Origin of the sequence: Pseudomonas sp. HD6515 (genome assembly GCF_024971855.1) — a bacterium.
Taxonomy (GTDB): domain Bacteria; phylum Pseudomonadota; class Gammaproteobacteria; order Pseudomonadales; family Pseudomonadaceae; genus Aquipseudomonas; species Aquipseudomonas alloputida.
The window spans coordinates 5,675,539-5,696,849 of the sequence record NZ_CP079827.1 but is presented as its reverse complement, the minus strand read 5'-3'; the positions used below and the strand labels follow the sequence as shown (position 1 = coordinate 5,696,849).

At 62.8% G+C, this 21,311-nt stretch carries 19 protein-coding genes and 1 pseudogene; 18 read left to right on the top strand and 2 right to left on the bottom strand.

Annotation, left to right across the window (positions count from 1 at the left end; all coding sequences use genetic code 11):
- Positions 1-123 precede the first annotated feature (123 nt).
- Together motA and motB are read left to right on the top strand one after the other, a co-directional pair.
- Complete coding sequence (gene motA / locus KW568_RS26275) at positions 124-975, top strand: flagellar motor stator protein MotA (RefSeq protein ID WP_003249507.1); 852 nt, start codon at positions 124-126, stop codon at positions 973-975.
- A 3-nt stretch (positions 976-978) separates the two neighbouring features.
- Entirely contained in the window at positions 979-2,019 is a 1,041-nt protein-coding gene (gene motB / locus KW568_RS26270; RefSeq protein WP_003249509.1) for a flagellar motor protein MotB, read from the top strand.
- A gap of 307 nt (positions 2,020-2,326) precedes the next feature.
- On the opposite strand, the gene rsgA is transcribed toward motB, so the two are convergent.
- The gene (gene rsgA / locus KW568_RS26265; protein ID WP_004577535.1) at positions 2,327-3,358 is read right to left on the bottom strand and encodes a small ribosomal subunit biogenesis GTPase RsgA; all 1,032 of its coding nucleotides are present in this window, start codon (positions 3,356-3,358) and stop codon (positions 2,327-2,329) included.
- Between the two features lie 152 nt (positions 3,359-3,510).
- Between rsgA and orn the strand changes: the two genes are divergently transcribed.
- Both orn and KW568_RS26255 read left to right on the top strand, forming a co-directional pair.
- Positions 3,511-4,053 carry an oligoribonuclease gene (gene orn / locus KW568_RS26260; protein ID WP_003249514.1) on the top strand — a complete coding sequence of 181 codons (543 nt, stop codon included), beginning with the start codon at positions 3,511-3,513 and terminating at the stop codon, positions 4,051-4,053.
- Between the two features lie 91 nt (positions 4,054-4,144).
- A complete protein-coding gene (locus tag KW568_RS26255; RefSeq protein ID WP_003249516.1) occupies positions 4,145-4,756 on the top strand; it encodes a trimeric intracellular cation channel family protein in 612 nt (203 codons plus the stop codon).
- 140 nt (positions 4,757-4,896) lie between these two features.
- On the opposite strand, the gene queG is transcribed toward KW568_RS26255, so the two are convergent.
- The gene (queG, locus tag KW568_RS26250; RefSeq protein WP_004577534.1) at positions 4,897-5,961 is read right to left on the bottom strand and encodes a tRNA epoxyqueuosine(34) reductase QueG; all 1,065 of its coding nucleotides are present in this window, start codon (positions 5,959-5,961) and stop codon (positions 4,897-4,899) included.
- A 65-nt stretch (positions 5,962-6,026) separates the two neighbouring features.
- Between queG and KW568_RS26245 the strand changes: the two genes are divergently transcribed.
- From KW568_RS26245 to KW568_RS26185, 14 genes and pseudogenes are all read left to right on the top strand, one after another.
- Complete coding sequence (locus KW568_RS26245; RefSeq protein ID WP_004577533.1) at positions 6,027-6,887, top strand: NAD(P)H-hydrate dehydratase; 861 nt, start codon at positions 6,027-6,029, stop codon at positions 6,885-6,887.
- Positions 6,888-6,889: 2 nt separating this feature from the next.
- Positions 6,890-7,348, top strand: coding sequence for a tRNA (adenosine(37)-N6)-threonylcarbamoyltransferase complex ATPase subunit type 1 TsaE (gene tsaE / locus KW568_RS26240; RefSeq protein ID WP_373419674.1), 459 nt, complete (start codon positions 6,890-6,892; stop codon positions 7,346-7,348).
- Positions 7,349-7,359: 11 nt separating this feature from the next.
- Entirely contained in the window at positions 7,360-8,790 is a 1,431-nt protein-coding gene (locus KW568_RS26235; RefSeq protein ID WP_003249525.1) for an N-acetylmuramoyl-L-alanine amidase, read from the top strand.
- A complete protein-coding gene (gene mutL / locus KW568_RS26230) occupies positions 8,790-10,688 on the top strand; it encodes a DNA mismatch repair endonuclease MutL (protein ID WP_004577531.1) in 1,899 nt (632 codons plus the stop codon). The genes KW568_RS26235 and mutL overlap by 1 nt, the downstream gene beginning before the upstream one ends.
- Position 10,689: 1 nt before the next feature.
- Complete coding sequence (gene miaA / locus KW568_RS26225) at positions 10,690-11,661, top strand: tRNA (adenosine(37)-N6)-dimethylallyltransferase MiaA (RefSeq protein ID WP_004577530.1); 972 nt, start codon at positions 10,690-10,692, stop codon at positions 11,659-11,661.
- Between the two features lie 94 nt (positions 11,662-11,755).
- The gene (gene hfq / locus KW568_RS26220) at positions 11,756-12,016 is read left to right on the top strand and encodes an RNA chaperone Hfq (protein WP_003249532.1); all 261 of its coding nucleotides are present in this window, start codon (positions 11,756-11,758) and stop codon (positions 12,014-12,016) included.
- Positions 12,017-12,028: 12 nt separating this feature from the next.
- Positions 12,029-13,330 carry a ribosome rescue GTPase HflX gene (gene hflX / locus KW568_RS26215; protein ID WP_003249534.1) on the top strand — a complete coding sequence of 434 codons (1,302 nt, stop codon included), beginning with the start codon at positions 12,029-12,031 and terminating at the stop codon, positions 13,328-13,330.
- A gap of 96 nt (positions 13,331-13,426) precedes the next feature.
- Positions 13,427-14,608, top strand: a complete 1,182-nt coding sequence (gene hflK / locus KW568_RS26210) for an FtsH protease activity modulator HflK (protein WP_003249536.1) — start codon at positions 13,427-13,429, stop codon at positions 14,606-14,608.
- Positions 14,608-15,477 (top strand): protease modulator HflC, encoded by an 870-nt coding sequence (gene hflC, locus KW568_RS26205; RefSeq protein ID WP_003249538.1) that lies wholly within the window; start codon positions 14,608-14,610, stop codon positions 15,475-15,477. The genes hflK and hflC overlap by 1 nt, the downstream gene beginning before the upstream one ends.
- Before the next feature lie 301 nt (positions 15,478-15,778).
- Positions 15,779-16,966, top strand: a complete 1,188-nt coding sequence (locus KW568_RS26200; RefSeq protein ID WP_003249540.1) for an ATP phosphoribosyltransferase regulatory subunit — start codon at positions 15,779-15,781, stop codon at positions 16,964-16,966.
- Between the two features lie 56 nt (positions 16,967-17,022).
- Positions 17,023-18,315 carry an adenylosuccinate synthase gene (locus tag KW568_RS26195; protein WP_003249542.1) on the top strand — a complete coding sequence of 431 codons (1,293 nt, stop codon included), beginning with the start codon at positions 17,023-17,025 and terminating at the stop codon, positions 18,313-18,315.
- A 677-nt stretch (positions 18,316-18,992) separates the two neighbouring features.
- A pseudogene (locus tag KW568_RS31250) lies at positions 18,993-19,685 on the top strand (methyl-accepting chemotaxis protein); the annotation flags it as partial.
- A 21-nt stretch (positions 19,686-19,706) separates the two neighbouring features.
- Positions 19,707-20,591, top strand: coding sequence for a methyl-accepting chemotaxis protein (locus KW568_RS31245; RefSeq protein ID WP_371044508.1), 885 nt, complete (start codon positions 19,707-19,709; stop codon positions 20,589-20,591).
- A 184-nt stretch (positions 20,592-20,775) separates the two neighbouring features.
- Positions 20,776-21,243 (top strand): DUF2867 domain-containing protein, encoded by a 468-nt coding sequence (locus tag KW568_RS26185; RefSeq protein ID WP_004577528.1) that lies wholly within the window; start codon positions 20,776-20,778, stop codon positions 21,241-21,243.
- The last annotated feature ends 68 nt before the right edge of the window (positions 21,244-21,311 follow it).

Below are 21,311 nucleotides of genomic sequence, written 5' to 3'. Positions count from 1 at the left end.
TCAGTCCGAACTGGCTTTTCGCATTGAGTGGCTATAGTCTGGCGCAGTTCTGCCGATAAGTAGAAGAAGAGTTTTAAAGCTCCCGTCTCTTCCCCTGACCACGACAGCAAGTGCTTTGAACCTATGGCTAAAATTATCGGCATCATCGTCGTATTCGCGAGCGTGCTCGGCGGCTACGTGCTCTCCCACGGCAAGATCGCAGCGCTGATCCAGCCGTTCGAAGTACTGATCATCGGCGGTGCGGCCTTTGGTGCATTCCTGCAGGCCAACCCTGGCCACATGACCATGCACGTCATCAAGAAGTCGATGAAGATGTTCGGCTCGCGCTTCAGCCATGCCTTCTACCTGGAGGTGCTGGGCCTCGTTTACGAAATCCTCAACAAGAGCCGTCGCGAAGGCATGATGGCCATCGAGGCCGACATCGAGGACGCCGCAGCCAGCCCGATCTTCGCCAAGTACCCGACGGTACTGGCCGATGAGCGCATGACCGCCTTCGTCTGCGATTACCTGCGCATCATGTCCACCGGCAACATGGCCCCGCACGAACTCGAGGGCCTGTTCGACATGGAACTGCTGAGCATGAAGGAAGAGCTGGAGCACCCGTCCCACGCGGTGACCGGCATCGCCGACGGTATGCCCGGGTTCGGTATCGTTGCGGCGGTACTGGGTATCGTGGTGACCATGGCCTCGCTGGGCGATGGCGATCAGGCGGCCATCGGTATGCACGTAGGTGCGGCGCTGGTGGGTACCTTCTTCGGTATTCTGGCGGCTTACGGGTTCTTCGGCCCTTTGGCCAAGTGCCTCGAGCACGATGCCAAGGAAGAGCTGAACCTCTACGAATCGATCAAGGCTTCGCTGGTGGCCTCGGCGTCGGGCATGCCACCTTCGCTGGCGGTCGAGTTCGGGCGCAAGGTGCTGTACCCCAAGCACCGCCCAAGCTTCGCCGAACTGGAACAAGCGGTTCGCGGTCGCTGAGTCATGGAGAACAATCAGCCCATCATCGTCAAGCGCGTCAAGCGCTTTGGCGGCGGCCACCATGGTGGCGCCTGGAAAATCGCCTTTGCCGACTTCGCCACGGCGATGATGGCGTTCTTCCTGGTGCTGTGGCTGTTGTCCACGGCCACGCCTGAGCAGAAGATCGCCATTGCCGGCTACTTCCAGGACCCTATTGGTTTCTCCGAGAGTGGCACGCCTTATGTCATCGACCTGGGGGGTTCCCCGGAGATGGCGCCGGACAAAACGATCAATCCGGAAGTGAAGACCGAGCCGACGCAGCAGTCCCCCACTCAGCTGAACAAGGACCAGGTCGAGACCATGGCCGAGCAGGTCGAGCGCGAGCGTCTGGAGCTGTTGCTGCAGGAACTGCAGAACAAGGTGGAAGAGAACCCGCAGCTGCAGAAGTTCAAGGACCAGATCCTGTTCGAGATCACCCAGGACGGCCTGCGCATCCAGATCATGGATGCTGAGAACCGACCGATGTTCGACATCGGTAGCGCGCGCCTGCAGCCTTACTTCGAAGATATCCTGCTGGCCATGGCCGACACCATCAAGGCGGTGCCGAACAAGATCAGCATCAGCGGCCATACCGATGCCAAGCCGTATGCTGGCACTGGCGAATACGGTAACTGGGAGCTGTCGGCCAACCGCGCCAACGCCGCGCGGCGTGCCTTGGTGGCGGGTGGTTACCCGGACGGCCAGGTGGCACGGGTGGTGGGGTACGCCTCGTCGTCACTGTTCGACCGCAAGGACCCGTTCAACCCGGTCAACCGCCGTATCGACATCATCGTGCTGACCAAGAAAGCCCAGCGCAATATCGAAGGTGAGCAGGGTGCGCCGGAAACACCGCCAGCTGCGCCAACGGCACCTGCAGCGCCAGCCAGTGGTGCTGCGCCAGGGGCTTCGGCACCGGCTGACCCAGGGGCAACTGAACAGGCACCGATGCAACCGCGCGAGCTGCGCCAGAAGCTGAACATCTTTGAAGATGGCACGCTGAAGATGGATGAAGCCAAGGATCAGTAAGCGGCTTTTTGGGGGGGGCAACTGTGCTACCCACCACCTGAACGCTGGCGCGATCACTGTAGGAGCGGGTTTACCCGCGAAGCCGCCAGTGCGGTGAATGGCACCGGCGTTGCCGGTGTTCGCGGCTAAAGCCGCTCCTACATACGCATCGGTGATTGGGCGCAGGCCGTCGTAGGAGCGGGTTCACCCGCGAAAGGGCCGGACCTGCTGGCCAATTTCCACCCGCCGTTCACCGTTGCAGTCGCCACCGTATTCGCGGGTAAACCCGCTCCTACAAGGGGGCGCGGCAACTTTCATTTCGAGCCTTTCAGTAGCTGTCTTCTGCCAGGCTGGCGATGATCGAGCGGTAGCTGTTCATGCGCTGCGGCTTGATGCGCCCCTCTTCCAGTGCCTTGAGCAGCGCGCAGCCCGGTTCGCGGTCATGCTTGCAGTCGCGGAAGCGGCAGGTGCCGAACAGGTCGCGGAACTCGATGAAGCCATCCTCCACGTCGTCGCGGCTGACATGGCCAAGGCCGAACTCGCGAATACCCGGCGAGTCGATCAGGTCCCCGCCATTGGGGAAGTGGTAAAGCCGCGCCGTGGTGGTGGTGTGGGTACCCTGGCCTGACCATTCCGACAAGTCGCCGACGCGGGTGCCCGCCTCTGGCAGCAGGCTGTTGACCAGCGACGACTTGCCCACCCCCGACTGGCCGACGAACACGCTGATATGGCCGTCGAGTTGTTGCTGCAGGCGCTGCATGCCATCGCCGTGGTGTGCCGAAACTTCCAGCAGCGGGTAGCCCAGTTCGCGGTAGACCTCCAGCAGCGCATGCAGGCCGGGGCCGTTCTCGTCGTTGATCAGGTCGGCTTTGTTCAGCAGCAGCAGCGGGCGCAGGCCGGCGTGCTCGGCCGCTACCAGATAGCGGTCGATCAGGTTCGGGTGCGGCTCTGGCGCCGGGGCGAACACGATCACGATCAGGTCGACGTTGGCTGCCACCGGCTTGAGTTGACCATGGTTGTTCGGCCGGCACAGCTCGGTGCTGCGCGGCATCTGCGCCACGATTACGCCGATGCCCTGGTTACCCGCACGCCACACGACACGGTCGCCGGTGACCAGTGCTGGCAGGTTTGCGCGCAAATGGCAGCGGAACACCTGGCCTGCGGTTTCGCCATCCTGAGCTTCAACTTCTACCTGCACGCCGAAGTGCGCGATCACCAGGCCCAGTTGCTCCGGCCCCAGGTCGCCACCTTCCAGTTCCTGCAGTGCATGCTGCTCGCGTTTGGCCGCGCGAGCGGCGCGCTCGCCCTGGATTTTTTCGATCCGCCAGTTTTGGCGGCGATTGAGCTGGCGTTTGGCCATGAAGGTACCGTAAGAGAGGCCCGGCGTGGGGCATTGAAAACGGCAGGCAGTTTAGCACGCCAGCCGCTGGACTATTCTGCTCACCTTTGTGCCGTGAATGGGCGTGCCTTGGCCACTAGGCTAATATGACCGCCTATATGAGGAGCCCCTGCATGCAAAACCCACAGAACCTGATCTGGATCGACCTGGAAATGACCGGCCTGGATCCGGACAGCGACGTCATCATCGAAATGGCCACCATCGTCACCGACAGCGAGCTCAATACCTTGGCCGAAGGCCCGGTGATCGCCATCCACCACAGTGACGAAGTGCTGGCGCGCATGGACGAGTGGAACACCCGCACCCATGGCGCTTCGGGGCTGACCCAGCGCGTGCGCGAGAGCAAGGTCAGCATGGCCGAAGCCGAGGCACAGACCATCGCCTTCCTCGAGCAGTGGGTGCCTAAGGGCAAGTCGCCGATCTGCGGCAACAGCATCTGCCAGGATCGTCGTTTCCTCTACCGCCACATGCGCAACCTGGAAAACTACTTCCACTACCGCAACCTGGATGTCTCCACCCTCAAGGAGCTGGCCGCGCGCTGGGCGCCGGACGTGCGTGACAGCTTCAAGAAGGGCAATACCCACCTGGCGCTGGACGATATCCGCGAATCGATCGCCGAACTGCGTCACTATCGCGAGCACTTCATCAAGCTGTGAGTCGAAACGGCGCAGATATTGTTTCTGCGCCCCCTTTTGGTGCCTTGGGCAACTGGTTAGACTGCGCGCCTTTCCCGCACGGACCCGCACCATGTTGTTGATGCTCTACCTTATCGCCATTACCGCCGAAGCCATGACTGGCGCGCTGTCTGCCGGGCGTCGCGGCATGGACTGGTTTGGCGTGGTGCTGATCGCCTGCGTCACTGCGCTTGGGGGTGGCTCGGTGCGTGATGTGCTGCTCGGGCACTACCCGCTGACCTGGGTGAAGCACCCTGAGTACCTGGTGCTGACCAGTTTTGCGGCGCTGCTGACCATTTTCATCGCGCCAATGATGCGCCGCCTTCGCTCGCTGTTCCTGGTGCTCGATGCCCTGGGGCTGGTGGCGTTTACCCTGATAGGTTGCATGACGGCGCTGGAGATGGGGCAGGGCATGCTGGTGGCGTCGATCAGCGGGGTGATCACTGGGGTGTTTGGCGGGATCCTGCGGGATATCTTCTGCAACGACATCCCGCTGGTGTTCCGCCGTGAGCTGTATGCCAGTGTGTCATTTGCGGCGGCCTGGTTCTATCTGGGATGCGTGTATTTCAAGGTGCCGGCGGAGCAGGCGATGTTGCTGACTCTGTTTGGCGGCTTCCTGGTGCGCCTGTTGGCGATACGCTTCCACTGGGAAATGCCCAAGTTCCACTACAACGACCAGCAGTGACGCAATTTACAAGCGCAACATGGCCCATGTGGGAGCGGGCGTGCCCGCGAACACCGGCGAAGCCGGTCCCATTCCCTGTGTTGCCTGCTTCGCGGGCGCGCCCGCTCCCACAAGGATGGCGCATGCTCTGAGGCTGGTCGCTATTGAGCTCCGTGTCGGGCCAGCGCCCACTCCACATGCTCGCGCACCAATTCCGATTCATCGTCACGCCTGGCCTTCAGCGCCTCGATCACCGGAATCGTGGAGGGCGCATTGCCCAACCCCACCGCCAGGTTGCGCAAGAACCGCTCGTACCCCGCACGCCGCAAAGGCCCGCCCTCGGTCTTGCGCAGGAAGGTGCGTTCATCCCACAGGAACATCGCCGCCAGGTCGGTATTTTCCAGCCCATGCCGTGGCTGGAAATCCTGCTCCTGACTGTGCTTGGCAAAGCGGTTCCAGGGGCAGACGATCTGGCAGTCGTCGCAACCGAACACTCGGTTGCCCATCTTTGCGCGTAACTCGACAGGGATCGCGCCCCTCAGCTCGATGGTCAGGTATGAGATGCAGCGTCGCGCATCCAGCACATAGGGCCCGACAAACGCTTGTGTCGGGCAGATGTCCAGGCAGGCCTGGCAACGCCCGCAGTGCTCGCTGGTGGTGGCTTCGTCCACCGGCAACGGCAGGTCGACGAACAGTTCGGCAAGGAAGAAGTAGCTACCCGCCTTGCGGTTGAGCAATAGCGTGTTTTTGCCGATCCAGCCCAGCCCAGCCTGTTCGGCCAGGGCTTTTTCCAGTACCGGGGCGCTGTCCACAAAGGCGCGGTAGCCGAACGGGCCGATGGCTTCTTGGATGCGGTCGGCGAGGAACTGCACGCGCTTGCGCACCAGCTTGTGGTAGTCCCGGCCAAGCGCGTAGCGTGACACGTAGGCCTTCTCGGGCTGGGCAAGGCGCTGCGCCATCTGCGTGTCGCCGGGCAGGTAGTCCATACGTAGCGAGACCACGCGTACCGTGCCGGGGATCAGCTGGTCGGGATGTGACCTTTTGCTGCCGTGGGCGCCCAGGTATTCCATTTCACCCTGATAACCGGCGTCGAGCCAACGCTGCAGGTGGTGTTCGTGTTCGCCAAGGTCGACCCCGGCGATGCCAACATGGGCAAAACCGAGTTCCTGGCCCCAAATCTTGATCGATTGGGCCAGTTGGGCGAGGTCAGGTATAGAGGCGGACATGGATGGGCAAGGCAATACGGGCTCAGGTGCGTATAATTCTGCCAGACATTGGAGCCTTTGACCCCATGCCGCAGACCAAACACCCCAGTAATGCCCCACAATTGCTCAGCAGCGTGACGGTTGCCCGCCTGTCGGCGCGGCAGGCGCATGCCCACAAAGGCGACTTCGGCCATGTACTGGTGGTCGGTGGCGACCTGGGTACCGGAGGCGCTGTGTTGCTCAGTGCCGAAGCCGCCCTGCGTTGCGGCGCCGGGCTGGTCAGCGTGGCAACCCGGCCCGAGCACGTGTCGGCCAGCCTGGCGCGCCTGCCCGAGGTCATGTGCCTGGGTGTCCGTTCGGCCAACCAACTGATGGGTGTGCTGGAGCGCGCCTCGGTCCTGGTGGTCGGGCCCGGCCTGGGGCAGGCGGCGTGGGGCTGCAGCCTGTTGTCGGCGGTGGCCAACGCCGAGCGGCCGCAAGTGTGGGATGCCGATGCCTTGAATTTGCTGGCGCGAACCCCGCTGGCCCTGCCCAGTGGCAGCATCCTTACTCCGCACCCGGGGGAGGCGGCGCGGCTGCTGGGCATTGCCACTGAGGCCGTGCAGGCCGACCGCCCTGGCGCTGCGCGCAAGCTGGCGCGGCGTTATAACAGCGTCTGTGTACTCAAAGGGGCTGGCACACTGGTGGCAGCCCCGAGCGGGCAGCTGGCGTTGTGCGAGCGCGGGCACCCGGCGATGGCCGGCGCCGGCCTGGGCGATGTGCTGACTGGCGTGCTGGCAGCCCTGTTGGCCCAAGGCCTGGATGCCTGGGGCGCAGCCTGCCTGGGGGTGTGGCTGCACGCCTGTGCCGGCGAGCGCCTTGGGAAAAAAGGTAGAGGCCTGGCGGCCAGTGATCTGGCGCCGGTCATTCGTGAGTTGTTGGAGGAGCATTCTGCGTGTCTGGCTTAAATCTGTTTCTGGCCGATGAAGAGGCCACGGTCAAATTCGGTGCAGCACTGGCCGAGGTGACCGGCGGTCGCGGCGTGATTTTCCTTGAGGGCGACCTGGGCGCGGGTAAAACAACCCTGTCGCGTGGCCTGATCCGCGGTCTGGGCCATACTGGGGCTGTGAAAAGCCCGACGTTCACCGTGGTCGAACCCTATGAAATCGGCGAGCTCCGAGCCTTTCACTTCGACCTGTATCGCCTGGTCGACCCGGAGGAGCTTGAGTTCATGGGCATTCGTGACTATTTCGAGGGCGACCCGCTGTGCCTGTTCGAATGGCCACAAAAGGGTGCGGGCGTTTTGCCAAAGCCTGACCTGACCATTACCATAAGCCCCCAAGCGAGTGGACGCTCGCTGAACCTTTCGCCGCAGGGGGCTCGCGGCGAGGCCTGGTGCGTGGCACTGGCCGAACACTATAAACAGTAAGTGGGGTAGGTATGCGCATACGCGCACTGGTCGCCATCGTTGGGCTGCTGCTGACAACGGTGACCGTTGAGGCTCTGGCCGTCACTCAAGTCAAGAGCATGCGCCTGTGGCGCGCACCGGACAACACGCGGCTGGTCTTCGACCTGTCTGGCCCCGTGCAGCATAGTGTCTTCACCCTGAGCGCACCCGATCGCCTGGTCATCGACATCAATGGCGCAACACTGGCCGCGCCACTGAATGTGGCCACCTCCAACACGCCGATAAGCAGTGTGCGTTCGGCTCAGCGTACGCCAACCGACCTTCGGGTTGTGGTCGACCTGAAAAAGTCGGTTACCCCGAAAAGCTTCACCCTGGCGCCCAACGCACAGTACGGCAACCGCTTGGTGGTCGACCTGTATGACCAGGAGGCTGACGCTATCGCGGCCAGCACGCCGCCACCTGCGCCGGCCCCGGTACAAACGCCTGCGACAACGCCCGCGGTGCCAGTGACGCCGACCCAGCCGGCGATCAAGCTGCCACCGGTACCCAGTGGCAAGCGTGACATTGTGGTTGCCATCGATGCCGGGCACGGCGGCGAAGACCCTGGCGCTTCCGGCTCGCGTGGCCAGCACGAAAAAGACATCGTGTTGCAGATCGCCAAGGAGCTGCAGCGTCAGATCAACAGCGAAAAAGGTTTCCGTGCAGAGCTGACCCGCACCGGTGATTACTTCATTCCGCTGCGCAAGCGTACGGAAATCGCCCGCAAGAAAGGCGCCGACCTGTTCATTTCGATTCACGCCGACGCGGCCCCGTCGCGCGCAGCCTTTGGCGCCTCGGTGTTCGCCCTGTCCGATCGTGGCGCCACCTCCGAGACGGCGCGCTGGCTGGCCGACACGGAAAACCGTTCTGACCTGATCGGTGGTGCGGGTAATGTCAGCCTCGACGACAAGGACCGCATGCTCGCGGGCGTGCTGCTTGATCTGTCGATGACCGCTACGCTCAGCTCCAGCCTCAACGTGGGGCAAAAGGTATTGGGCAACATGGGGCGTGTCACTTCGTTGCACAAGCAGCGTGTGGAACAGGCCGGGTTCATGGTGCTGAAGTCGCCGGATATTCCGTCGATCCTCGTTGAAACCGGGTTCATCTCGAACAACAACGAAGCAGCCAAACTGGCCTCCTCCAGCCACCAGCAGGCGCTGGCCCGGTCGATCCGCACTGGGGTGCACCAGTACTTCCAGCAGAACCCGCCACCTGGCACCTACATCGCCTGGTTGCGTGACACCGGCAAGATTGCCGCCGGCCCGCGTGAACACACCGTGCGCCCTGGCGAAACCCTGGCGATGCTCGCCGTGCGTTACCAGGTCAGCGTGGCCAGCCTGCGCAGCATCAACAGCCTGAAGACCGATGAGCTGAAGGTTGGCCAGCGCCTCGATGTACCCGCCACAACCTTGGCCGCGCAATGATGAGTGGCGGTTCGCGAATTCAGCTGCTCAGCCCGCGGCTGGCCAACCAGATTGCCGCCGGCGAGGTTGTCGAGCGGCCGGCGTCTGTAGCCAAGGAACTGCTGGAAAACAGCCTGGACTCCGGTGCCCGGCGCATCGATATCGAAGTCGAGCAGGGCGGCGTCAAACTGCTGAAGGTGCGGGACGATGGCAGCGGTATTTCTGCCGACGACCTGCCGCTGGCCCTGGCCCGACACGCCACCAGCAAGATCCGCGAGCTGGAAGACCTTGAAGGGGTATTGAGCCTGGGCTTCCGTGGCGAGGCCTTGGCCTCGATCAGTTCGGTGGCACGCCTGACCCTGACCTCGCGTACCGCCAGTGCCAGTGAGGCCTGGCAAGTAGAAACCGAAGGCCGTGACATGACGCCGCGCGTGCAGCCGGCGGCGCACCCGGTCGGTACCTCGGTGGAAGTGCGCGATTTGTTCTTCAATACCCCGGCCAGGCGCAAGTTCCTCAAAGCCGAGAAAACCGAATTCGATCACTTGCAGGAAGTGATCCGGCGGCTGGCGCTGGCCCGTTTCGATGTCGGCTTCCACCTGCGCCACAATGGCAAGAGCATCCTCAGCCTGCACGAGGCCCACGACGAAACCGCCCGTGCACGGCGGGTGGGTGCCATCTGCGGCCCGGGCTTCATGGAGCAGGCACTGCCGATCGACGTCGAGCGCAACGGCCTGCGCCTTTGGGGCTGGGTCGGCTTGCCGACGTTCTCGCGCAGCCAGGCAGACCTGCAGTACTTCTTCGTCAATGGCCGGGCAGTGCGCGACAAACTGGTCGCCCATGCCGTGCGTCAGGCCTACCGGGACGTGCTGTTCAACGGCCGCCACCCCACGTTCGTGCTGTTCCTGGAGCTGGAGCCCAACGGCGTCGATGTGAACGTGCACCCTACCAAGCATGAAGTACGGTTCCGTGAAGGGCGCTCGGTGCATGACTTCCTGTATGGCACCTTGCACCGTGCCTTGGCCGATGTACGTCCGGAAGACCAGCTGGCCGCACCTGCTGCCGTACCTGAGCTGGTTCGGCCCACGGGCCAGCAGGCCGGTGAGTTCGGGCCCCAGGGTGAAATGCGCCTGGCCTCGCCGGTGCTTGAACAGCCTCGAGCCCCACAACAGTCGTTTTCCAATGGTGGCAGTGGCGCCGGTTACCAGTATCAATACACCCCACGTCCCTCACAGCCGCTGCCGGCCGCAGAGGCACAGGCGGTGTACCGCGAGTTCTATAAGCCGCTGGAAACCGGTGCAGCGCCTGCGACGGCACTGCCCGAAAGCCAGGGCGACATTCCCCCGCTAGGCTATGCCCTGGCGCAGCTCAAGGGTATCTACATCCTGGCCGAGAACGCTGTTGGCCTGGTGCTGGTGGACATGCACGCTGCCCACGAGCGGATAATGTACGAGCGCCTCAAGGTGGCCATGGCCAGCGAGGGCCTGAGTGGCCAGCCGCTGCTGGTGCCGGAGACCCTGGCCCTTAGCCAGCGTGAAGCCGACTGTGCCGAAGAGCATGCACAGTGGTTTCAGCGGCTGGGCTTCGAATTGCAGCGCCTGGGCCCTGAGACCCTGGCGATTCGCCAGATCCCGGCCTTGCTCAAGCAGGCTGAAGCCAACCGCCTGGTGCAGGACGTGCTTGCCGACCTTATGGAGTACGGCACCAGTGATCGCATTCAGGCGCACCTCAACGAACTGCTCGGTACCATGGCCTGCCACGGTGCCGTGCGCGCCAACCGGCGCCTGGCAATTCCCGAGATGAACGCCCTGCTGCGCGACATGGAAAACACCGAGCGCAGCGGCCAGTGCAACCATGGCCGTCCTACCTGGACTCAGATGGGCCTGGACGATCTGGACAAACTTTTCCTGCGCGGTCGATGAAATGAGCGGCAAGCCCCCTGCAATATTCCTGATGGGTCCGACGGCGGCCGGCAAGACCGACCTTGCCATCGAACTGACCACGGTGCTGCCGTGTGAACTGATCAGCGTCGATTCGGCACTTGTGTACCGTGGCATGGATATCGGTTCGGCCAAGCCGTCGAAAGAAGTCCTCGCTGCGCACCCGCACCGGCTGATCGACATTCGCGACCCGGCGCAGAGCTATTCCGCCGCGCAGTTCCGTACCGACGCGCTGGAGGCCATGGCCGAGATCACCGCGCGCGGCAAGATCCCGCTGCTGGTCGGCGGCACCATGCTCTATTACAAGGCGTTGATCGATGGCCTGGCCGATATGCCGGCCGCCGATGCGGCGGTGCGCGCCGAGCTGGAAGCGCAGGCTGAAGCCCTGGGTCTGGCCGAGCTGCACCGCCAGTTGGCCGAAGTCGACCCGGAGTCCGCGGCACGTATCCACCCCAATGACCCGCAGCGGTTGATCCGGGCCTTGGAGGTGTACCGGGTGAGCGGCGAGAGCATGACAGCTCATCGTCGGCGTCAATTCGCGGAAAGTCGCGGCGCAGACGCAGGCGCCGGCGGACATTTGCCCTATACTGTCGCCAGTTTGGCGATTGCTCCTACAGATCGTCACATTTTGCATCAGCGAATTGCGTTACGATTTTCGCAGATGCTGGAACAGGGCTTCGTTGACGAGGTCCGATCGCTGCGAGCCAGAAGTGACTTGCACGCCGGGCTGCCGTCTATACGGGCAGTGGGTTATCGGCAAGTGTGGGATTACCTGGATGGCAAGCTGACTGAGAATGAGATGCGTGAACGCGGTATCATTGCTACCCGGCAGCTGGCCAAGCGGCAGTTCACCTGGTTGCGTGGCTGGCCTGACGTGCACTGGCTTGACAGCCTGGCCTGCGACAATCTGTCCCGCACCTTGAAATACCTTGGGGCCATCTCCATATTGAGCTGAGTCCCTGCTGATTGCCGTCTATTCTTGCGAAGGGGCGGCCTAATTTATCGTTTTTATTGATTTTCTATTATTTATCCTTACAGGAGTGCGGCATATGTCAAAAGGGCATTCGCTACAAGACCCTTACTTGAATACCTTGAGAAAAGAAAAGGTCCCGGTATCCATTTACCTGGTCAACGGTATCAAACTGCAGGGCTCGATCGAATCGTTCGACCAGTTCGTGGTATTGCTGAAGAACACCGTCAGCCAGATGGTCTACAAGCACGCCATCTCGACCGTAGTTCCGGCCCGTCCGGTCCGCCTGCCAAGCCCGACCGACAGCGAGCACGGCGACAGCGAGCCAGGCAACGCCTGATAGGAGCCTGCATTGTTCTTTGAGCGCCACGGTGGTGGTGAGCGGGCGTTGCTCGTTCACTTGGAAGGTCAGAACCCTGAGGCGCGCGAAGACCCGCAGGAGTTTCAGGAGTTGGCATTGTCGGCCGGTGCCGACATCGTCTCGCTGGTCACGGTGACAAGGCATCAGCCTTCCGCCAAATACCTGATTGGCAGTGGCAAGGTCGAAGAGTTGCACGACCTGGTCCATGCCGAACAGGTAGACCTGGTGATTTTCAATCACACCCTCACGCCCAGTCAGGAGCGCAACCTTGAACGTGTGTTCGAGTGTCGTGTGCTCGACCGTACCGGGCTGATCCTCGATATCTTCGCCCAACGGGCGCGTACCCATGAAGGCAAGCTGCAGGTCGAACTGGCCCAGCTGGAGCACATGAGCACGCGGCTGGTGCGCGGCTGGACTCACCTTGAGCGACAAAAAGGTGGTATCGGCCTGCGCGGCCCGGGTGAAACCCAGCTGGAAACCGACCGCCGCCTGTTGCGGGTGCGTATACGCCAGATCAAGTCACGCCTGGAGAAAGTGCGCAGCCAGCGTGAGCAGGCGCGTCGCGGGCGCAAGCGCGCGGATATCCCCTCGGTGTCGCTGGTGGGTTATACCAACGCCGGCAAGTCCACGCTGTTCAACGCCCTGACCGAATCCGAGGTGTATGCCGCGGACCAGTTGTTCGCCACCCTCGACCCGACCCTGCGCCGGCTCGAGCTCAACGACCTGGGGCCGATCGTGCTGGCCGACACCGTAGGCTTCATTCGCCACCTGCCGCACAAGCTGGTCGAGGCATTTCGGGCTACGCTCGAAGAGTCGAGCAACTCCGACCTGCTGCTGCATGTGATCGACGCCCATGAGCCAGAGCGCATGGAGCAGATCGAGCAGGTGCTGGCGGTGTTGGGCGAGATTGGTGCCGAGGGGTTGCCGATCCTGGAGGTGTACAACAAACTCGACTTGCTCGAAGATGTCGAGCCACAGATCCAGCGCAATGCCGATGGCAAGCCGGAACGGGTCTGGGTATCGGCACGCGATGGGCGTGGCCTGGAGCTGGTTGGCCAGGCGGTTGCCGAGTTGCTGGGGGATGATCTGTTTGTCGGTACCCTGTGCCTGGAGCAGCGTTTTGCCCGCTTGCGCGCGCAATTCTTTGCCTTGGGTGCCGTGCAGAGTGAAGAGCATGATGAAGAAGGGCGCAGCCTGCTGAGCGTGCGACTGCCCATGGTCGAACTGAATCGCCTGGTCAGCCGCGAAGGCATGGAGCCGCAAGTGTTTGTCCAGCAACACACTTTGCAATAAATGCTCGTCGAGGTCGCCGGGCAGCAGTGACAGGCATTCTGTAGCATTGGACGGCGCGCCGTGGGCGCGTCTTTGCTTTATCAGATGGAGAGCGCTATGGCTTGGAACGAGCCGGGTGGCAACTCGAACAATCAGGATCCCTGGGGCGGCCGCCGCGGTGGCGGTGGCGGCGGTGGTGACAAGAAAGGTCCACCGGATCTGGACGAGGCCTTCCGCAAACTGCAGGACAGCCTGAATGGCATGTTCGGCGGCAGCAAGAAACGTGGCGGCGGTGATCGCAATGTCGGCAAGGGCGGTGGCCTGGGCCTGCTGGGCATCGGCCTGGCGGTGCTGGCTGCAATCTGGCTGTACAGCGCCGTGTATGTGGTCGACGAGCAGGAGCAGGCGGTTGTGCTGCGCTTCGGCAAGTACTATGAGACGGTCGGTCCCGGCCTGAACATCTACTTCCCGCCGATTGATCGCAAGTACATGGAAAACGTCACGCGTGAGCGTGCCTACACCAAGCAGGGCCAGATGCTGACCGAAGACGAGAACATCGTCGAGGTGCCGCTGACCGTCCAGTACAAGATCAGCAACCTGCAGGACTTCGTGCTCAACGTCGACCAGCCTGAGGTGAGCTTGCAGCACGCGACCGACAGCGCCCTGCGCCACGTGGTGGGTTCCACTTCGATGGACCAGGTGTTGACCGAAGGTCGTGAGCAGATGGCCGTGGATATCCGCGAACGCCTGCAGCGCTTCCTCGACAACTACCGCACCGGTATCACCGTTACCCAGGTCAACGTACAGAGCGCGGCAGCCCCGCGTGAAGTGCAGGAAGCCTTCGACGACGTGATCCGCGCCCGCGAAGACGAGCAGCGTGCCCGCAACCAGGCCGAGTCCTATGCCAATGGCGTGGTGCCGGAAGCCCGTGGTCAGGCCCAGCGCATCATCGAGGATGCCAATGGTTACCGCGACGAAGTCATTGCCCGCGCCAAGGGTGAGGCAGACCGCTTCACCAAGCTGCTTGCCGAGTACCGCAAGGCACCTGACGTAACCCGTGAGCGTCTGTATCTGGAGACCATGCAAGAGGTCTACAGCAACTCGAGCAAGGTCATGGTGGCAACCAAGGACGGGCAGAGCAACCTGCTCTACCTGCCGCTGGACAAGATGGTCGAAGGCAGCCGCAAGCCGTCCGTGCCAACCACCAGCGCGTCGCCATCGGCTAACGATGCGGCCGCTCGTGCCGCGCAGGACATGCAACAGCAACAGCAGCCGCTGCGTACTAGGGAGAGCCGCTGATGAGCAATAGATCGCTGATCGCCCTGATCGCCGCCGTGGTCCTGGCCATTGTGGCCTGGAACAGCTTCTACATCGTGTCCCAGACCGAGCGGGCGGTACTGCTGCGTTTCGGTAAGGTGGTCCAGGCGGATGTTCAGCCAGGCCTGCACGTGAAGATTCCGTACGTGAACCAGGTGCGCAGGTTCGACGCCCGGCTGATGACACTCGACGCGCCTACCCAGCGGTTCCTGACCCTGGAAAAGAAAGCGGTGATGGTCGATGCCTACGCCAAGTGGCGCGTCAAGGACGCTGAACGCTTCTACACCGCCACGTCCGGCATGAAGCAGATCGCCGACGAGCGTCTGTCGCGTCGTCTGGAAAGTGGCCTGCGCGACCAGTTCGGTAAACGTACCCTGCACGAAGTGGTTTCCGGTGAACGTGATGCACTGATGGCTGACATCACTGCATCGCTGAACCGCATGGCGAGCAAGGAACTGGGCATCGAGGTGGTCGACGTGCGCGTCAAGGCCATCGACCTGCCGAAGGAAGTCAACCGCAGCGTGTTCGACCGCATGAGCACCGAGCGTGAGCGTGAAGCCCGCGAGCACCGTGCCAAGGGTAACGAGCTGGCTGAGGGTATCCGTGCCGATGCCGACCGTCAGCGCCGTGTGCTGCTGGCCGAGGCTTATCGCGAAGCAGAAGAAACCCGTGGTGATGGCGATGCCCAAGCGGCCGCTATCTATGCCAAGGCTTACAGCCAGGATGCTGATTTCTATGCGTTCCACCGTAGCCTGCAGGCATACCGCGAGAGCTTCTCGAGCAAGAGCGACGTGATGGTCCTGGACCCGAAGAACGAATTCTTCCGTTACCTGGACAAGAGCAGACCGTGATGCTCAGGCCCTGATTTTCATGCAGCGGCACCCCGCCTGGCAGCTAATGCACCAGGCGGGGTGCATCCTGAATGAAAAGGGGTGTATGATGAGGCAGCCGGGAAATTTCCCGGCTTTTTTGCGTCTGCAAGGTTGATTGGCACAGCGCCGGTTGACAGTTTGGTCAGCTCGCAAGGCAATTTGAGGGTGTCGGGTACGGTGGCTGCGCTGGGATCAGTGCTGCCCGCTGCTGTGCGCGATACCGGCTTTTCTGACGGTTTGCCTGCTGGCAAGCCGCCCGGACCAGAGGGGAAATGGCGTAATGGCAACGGTAGACCGCTGGCTGCTGCCAGATGGCATCGAGGAAGTACTGCCACCTGAGGCTGCGCGCATCGAAATCGCGCGCCGCCAGGTGTTGGACCTGTTCCAGAGTTGGGGCTACGAACTGGTCGTCACCCCGCATATCGAGTACCTGGAGTCGCTGCTTACCGGCGCCGGCCAGGACCTGGATCAGCGCACCTTCAAGGTAGTGGACCCACAGTCCGGCCGCCTGATGGGCTTCCGCGCCGACTTCACCCCGCAGGTAGCGCGTATCGATGCGCACACACTGCGCCGTGAGGGCCCGAGCCGCCTGTGCTATGCCGGCAGCGTGCTGCACGCCCAGCCGCGTGCCCTGTCCACCTCGCGCAGCCCGATCCAGCTGGGTGCCGAGCTGTACGGCGATGCCAGCCCTACCAGCGACGTCGAAGTCATCAGCCTGATGCTCGCCACGCTGCAACTGGCCGATGTGCCGGATGTGCACATGGACCTGGGCCACGTCGGTATTTACCGCGGCCTGGCCCGTGCCGCCGGCCTGTCTGGCGCGGTCGAACAGCAGCTGTTCGACGCCATGCAACGCAAGGCTGTCGATGAAGTGCAGGCGCTGACCGCCGACCTGCCGAAAGACCTGGGCAACATGCTGCGCGCCCTGGTCGAGCTGTGCGGTGGTCGTGAAGTACTGGCTGAAGCCCGCGTGCGCCTCGGTCGCGCCCCGGCCAGCGTGCTGGCGGCGCTGGACGACCTGCTGGCGATCGCTGATCGCCTGGCGTCGCGCTACCCGGACCTGCCGCTGTACTTCGACCTCGGCGAGCTGCGTGGTTACCACTATCACACGGGCGTGGTGTTCGCCGTGTTCGTGCCAGGCGAAGGCCAATCGATCGCCCAGGGCGGGCGCTACGACGATATCGGCGCCGACTTTGGCCGGGCGCGCCCGGCCACTGGTTTCTCCACGGATTTGAAGACCCTGGTCACACTGGGGCGAGCGGAGGTCGTATTGCCAACTGGCGGCATCTGGATGCCGGACAGTGGCGATGCGGCCCTCTGGCAGCAAGTCTGCCAGTTGCGCAACGAGGGCCAGCGTGTGGTTCAGGCTCTGCCTGGCCAGCCGTTGAGTGCTGCTCTCGAGGCGGATTGTGATCGGCAATTGATTCAGCAAGACGGGCGCTGGCAGGTTCTGCCGCTGGCCCAGTGAGTTTCTGCGTCGGCAACAGGCCGGCAACCAAGTTTGCGTGAATGAGGACCAATGTAATGGGTAAGAATGTCGTCGTCCTGGGCACCCAATGGGGTGATGAGGGCAAAGGCAAGATCGTCGATCTGCTGACCGAACATGCTGCCGCCGTAGTGCGCTACCAGGGTGGCCACAATGCGGGTCACACCCTGGTGATCAACGGTGAAAAGACCGTTCTGCACCTGATTCCATCCGGCATCCTGCGTGAAGGCGTACAGTGCCTGATCGGTAACGGCGTGGTCGTTGCCCCGGATGCACTGATGCGTGAAATCACCAAGCTGGAAGAGAAAGGCGTACCGGTGCGCGAGCGCCTGCGCATTTCCCCGGCTGCGCCGCTGATCCTGTCGTACCATGTGGCCCTGGATCAGGCCCGCGAAAAAGCCCGTGGCGAAGCCAAGATCGGCACCACCGGCCGTGGTATCGGCCCAGCTTACGAGGACAAGGTGGCACGTCGCGGCCTGCGCGTGGGTGATCTGTTCCACCGCGAGCGTTTCGCCGCCAAGCTGGGTGAGCTGCTGGATTACCACAACTTCCAGCTGGTGAACTACTACAAAGAGCCAGCCATCGACTTCCAGCAGACGCTGGACGAGTGCATGGCTTACGCCGAACAGCTCAAGCCGATGATGCTCGACGTCACCGCCGAGCTGCACAACCTGCGTCGCGCCGGCAAGGACATCATGTTCGAGGGTGCCCAGGGCTCGCTGCTGGACATCGACCACGGTACCTACCCGTACGTCACCAGCTCCAACACCACGGCTGGCGGTATTTCCACCGGTTCCGGCGTCGGCCCGATGTACCTCGACTACATCCTCGGCATCACCAAGGCCTACACCACTCGCGTAGGTTCCGGTCCGTTCCCGACCGAACTGTTCGATGAGACTGGTGCTACCCTGGCCAAGCGTGGCCACGAGTTCGGTTCCACCACCGGCCGTGCCCGTCGTTGCGGCTGGTTCGATGCCGTGATCCTGCGTCGCGCCATCGACGTCAACAGCATCTCGGGCATCTGCCTGACCAAGCTGGACGTACTGGACGGCCTGGAAACCATCAACATCTGCGTTGGCTACAAGAACGAGAACGGTGCCGTCATCGACGCGCCTTCCGATGCCGACAGCTACATTGGCCTGGAGCCTGTGTACGAAGAGATGCCAGGCTGGAGCGAGTCGACTCTGGGTGTGAAAACCCTGGAAGAGCTGCCGCAAGCTGCGCGTGACTACATCAAGCGCATCGAAGAGCTGGTTGGCGCGCCGATCGACATCATTTCGACCGGCCCGGACCGCAACGAGACCATCGTGCTGCGTCATCCGTTCGCCTGATCTGCCCTCCAGGCTGATCTGACGCCGCGGCCCTGAGAAGGGCCGCGGCGTTTTCATTTGTGGGCATGTCTGTGCTGGCCAATATCCTCCGGCAATCCACCGTTGCCGCCGCTACCGTATTCGCGGGTAAACCCGCTCCTACACTGGTTGGGTGTGGGCACACAACGGCGGTTGGGCGCAGGCCGTTGTAGGCGCGGGTTCACCCGCGAAAGGGCCGGCACACGAAACCCCATTGCTAGACCTTGGCGCATTTCCCCGCTGCCTACGGCACAACCCTTGCTGTAAGAAGTTTCTGTAGATGCCATCAAAATAGTGGCGCCAGAAAACACGAGGGTTACACCGTGTCTGCCATCCTCTCACTGTTACGAAGCCGCCTCTTGCGGCCTGTGTTTGTTGCCCTTGGTATCGCTCTTTTGGTGCAGGTGCTGGTTGCCGTTGCGCTCACCCGAAGCACGGTCACCGCCCTGGAGGCTGACCTTGGCGAGCGACTGGGTAATGACAGTCGCCAACTCGCAAGCGATCTGGAGCAAGCCGGGCAAGATGTGCGCTCTGGGCTCGACGGCCTGTCCAGCAGTACCCGCCAGCGCCTGAGCGCAGGGTTGTCGGAGCGCCTGCAAAGCGAACAGCAGCAACTGCGCAGCACCCTGGAGAAGAACCTCAAGGACTCCGCCAACGACATGGCCGAGCTGCTGGCTTCGGTTGCGCCGCGAGCGATCTGGGACAACGATGTGCCAGTGCTCTCCGACTTTGCCCGGCGTGCCCAGCGCAACCCCAACGTGCTGTTCGTGATCTATGACGATGCACAGGGCCAGCACCTGACCCGTTACCTGAACCGGCAGAACCCGATCAACCAGACGCTCATCGAGAAGGGCCAGGGCGAACGAGCGCTGGACAAGGTGCTCGATGCCGCGCGTCGTGATCCGTCGGTGTACTTCGTCGAAGCCTCTATCAACCCCAATGGCGCCGAGATCGGCAAAGTCCTGATGGGGGTTTCTACAGCCGGCATTGACCAGGAGCTCAAGGCGCTCGACCAGCGCTTCAGTGCCCTGATCGCCAGTGGCGAGCAACTGGTTGGCGATAGCCTGGGCGCGGCGGCTGCCGACAGTGGCAAGGCCCTGCGCGAGCGCCTGGAAGTTGCGCAGGCCAGCGCCACCGCGATGCAGGCCAACACTGCACAGACCGTGCGCGATGCGGCTGCCGAGCTGCGCTGGCGGATTGGCCTGGGCCTGGTGGTGGTGGGCCTGGGTGTGCTGCTGGTGGTCGCTTTAGTGTTAGGCCGCCGGGTGCTCAGCAAACTGCGCCTGCTGATCGCAGCGCTCAACGACCTTGCCGCTGGCGAAGGCGACCTGACCAAGCGCGTGACCCTCGACAGCCGCGACGAGATCGGCGACATGGCGTCGGCGGTCAATCGCTTTGTCGACAAGCTGCAGCCCATCGTCCGCGAGGCCGGCGAGGTGGCCCAACGTACCGGCGTCGAGATCGGCGCCATGGCCCAGCGCAATGCCGGTGCCGATGCCGCGGCGGCGTTGCAGCGTGACGAAGTGGCCGCTAGCCTGCGCGACCTGTCGAGCATGGCTGACGAGGCTCAGGCTGAAAGCCATGCCATGCAGGCGGCGTTGCAGCAGGTGGTGGACATTCGCCAGGCGACCGATGAGAACAGCCGTTCCTCTACGCAACTGGCGAGCCTGATCGAGAACCTTGCCGGGCAGGTCGAAACGGGCTCTCAGGTGATCGAGCGCCTGGCCAAGCAGAGCGAACAGATTGAAGTGGTGCTGACTGTCATCCATGGCATTGCCGAGCAGACCAATCTGCTGGCCCTCAACGCTGCAATCGAAGCCGCGCGCGCTGGTGAAACTGGCCGCGGATTCGCTGTAGTGGCCGATGAGGTGCGGGCGCTGGCGAGCAAGACGCAAAGCTCTACCGGCGACATTCAGGCGCACATTACCGCGCTGCAAAAAGGTGCCAAGGAAGCAGTGGCCACCATCAGTCAGGCCGGGCTCAAGGCGAGTGAAGGGTTGTTGGTGCTGCGTGACAACGAGCGTCGCCAGCAGTCGGTGCAGGCTGCGGTGGAGCAGGTGCACGCGGCCATTGGTTTGGCGACTCGCGCTGCCGAACAACAGGCCCATGGCGCTCAGGCGGTGCGGGGGCGGGTGGAGAACATCCATGCCCAGGCCGAACGCTCGGCTGAGGTGGTGATGCAGACCACGGCCAGCAGCAAGGTGCTGGATGATCTGGCGGCTCAGCTGCGCGCCAGCCTGGGCCAGTTCCGGGCCTGAATCCTGGGCGGTTCTTTGTGGGAGCGGCCTTGTGTCGCGAAAGGGCTGCATAGCAGCCCCAAGTTTGTTGCATAAACGCGGAAATTGCCGGGGCCGCTATGCGGCCCTTTCGCGACACAAGGCCGCTCCCACACCTGAGCGGTGTTGCTATGCTGTCGGCGACACATGACAAAAGGAGTTGCTCATGTCCGCCCAACTAATCGCTGCCCAGGCCGACCTGAATTTCCTGCACAGTGACAGCGTACAGCTCACTGACCCGATGACCGCCCTGCAAGCCTACTGCGCCATGACCTCGGACGTCCCCGGCTGGCTGGCCCGGGCTTTCCGCATTCGCGACTTTATCTCACGCCGTTTCAATGTCGCCGATATCCACGGCTTCACTCGCGGCGATCCAACGCATGTGCCAGCCGTCGGTGAGCGCCTGGACTTCTTCACTGTCGAGGCCATCAGCGACCAGCAACTGGTCCTGACCTCGCGTGATACGCACCTGGCTGTAATGGTGAGTGTGGATCTAGATGATCAGGGGGAGGGGTGTCAGCGCTTGGGCGTGACCACCTCGGTGCAGTGCTTCAACACCTTCGGCCGGCTTTACATGTTGCCGGTCGGCAAGGCCCATGGGCCAATTGTGCGGCGCATGCTGCGTAACATCTGATGGCCGGCAAGCCCCCACAGGTACAGCGCAGGTCCTGAGAACGGCGCTGTGCTTGTGGAGGCGGGCAA

Bases quoted from the DNA above. Each gene is read 5' to 3' on its own strand.
- motA (WP_003249507.1), top strand. From the start codon at position 124: ATGGCTAAAATTATCGGCATCATCGTCGTATTCGCGAGCGTGCTCGGC.
- motB (WP_003249509.1), top strand. From the start codon at position 979: ATGGAGAACAATCAGCCCATCATCGTCAAGCGCGTCAAGCGCTTTGGC.
- rsgA (WP_004577535.1), bottom strand. From the start codon at position 3,358: ATGGCCAAACGCCAGCTCAATCGCCGCCAAAACTGGCGGATCGAAAAA.
- orn (WP_003249514.1), top strand. From the start codon at position 3,511: ATGCAAAACCCACAGAACCTGATCTGGATCGACCTGGAAATGACCGGC.
- KW568_RS26255 (WP_003249516.1), top strand. From the start codon at position 4,145: ATGTTGTTGATGCTCTACCTTATCGCCATTACCGCCGAAGCCATGACT.
- queG (WP_004577534.1), bottom strand. From the start codon at position 5,961: ATGTCCGCCTCTATACCTGACCTCGCCCAACTGGCCCAATCGATCAAG.
- KW568_RS26245 (WP_004577533.1), top strand. From the start codon at position 6,027: ATGCCGCAGACCAAACACCCCAGTAATGCCCCACAATTGCTCAGCAGC.
- KW568_RS26235 (WP_003249525.1), top strand. From the start codon at position 7,360: ATGCGCATACGCGCACTGGTCGCCATCGTTGGGCTGCTGCTGACAACG.
- mutL (WP_004577531.1), top strand. From the start codon at position 8,790: ATGAGTGGCGGTTCGCGAATTCAGCTGCTCAGCCCGCGGCTGGCCAAC.
- miaA (WP_004577530.1), top strand. From the start codon at position 10,690: ATGAGCGGCAAGCCCCCTGCAATATTCCTGATGGGTCCGACGGCGGCC.
- hfq (WP_003249532.1), top strand. From the start codon at position 11,756: ATGTCAAAAGGGCATTCGCTACAAGACCCTTACTTGAATACCTTGAGA.
- hflK (WP_003249536.1), top strand. From the start codon at position 13,427: ATGGCTTGGAACGAGCCGGGTGGCAACTCGAACAATCAGGATCCCTGG.
- hflC (WP_003249538.1), top strand. From the start codon at position 14,608: ATGAGCAATAGATCGCTGATCGCCCTGATCGCCGCCGTGGTCCTGGCC.
- KW568_RS26200 (WP_003249540.1), top strand. From the start codon at position 15,779: ATGGCAACGGTAGACCGCTGGCTGCTGCCAGATGGCATCGAGGAAGTA.
- KW568_RS26195 (WP_003249542.1), top strand. From the start codon at position 17,023: ATGGGTAAGAATGTCGTCGTCCTGGGCACCCAATGGGGTGATGAGGGC.
- KW568_RS31245 (WP_371044508.1), top strand. From the start codon at position 19,707: ATGGCGTCGGCGGTCAATCGCTTTGTCGACAAGCTGCAGCCCATCGTC.
- KW568_RS26185 (WP_004577528.1), top strand. From the start codon at position 20,776: ATGTCCGCCCAACTAATCGCTGCCCAGGCCGACCTGAATTTCCTGCAC.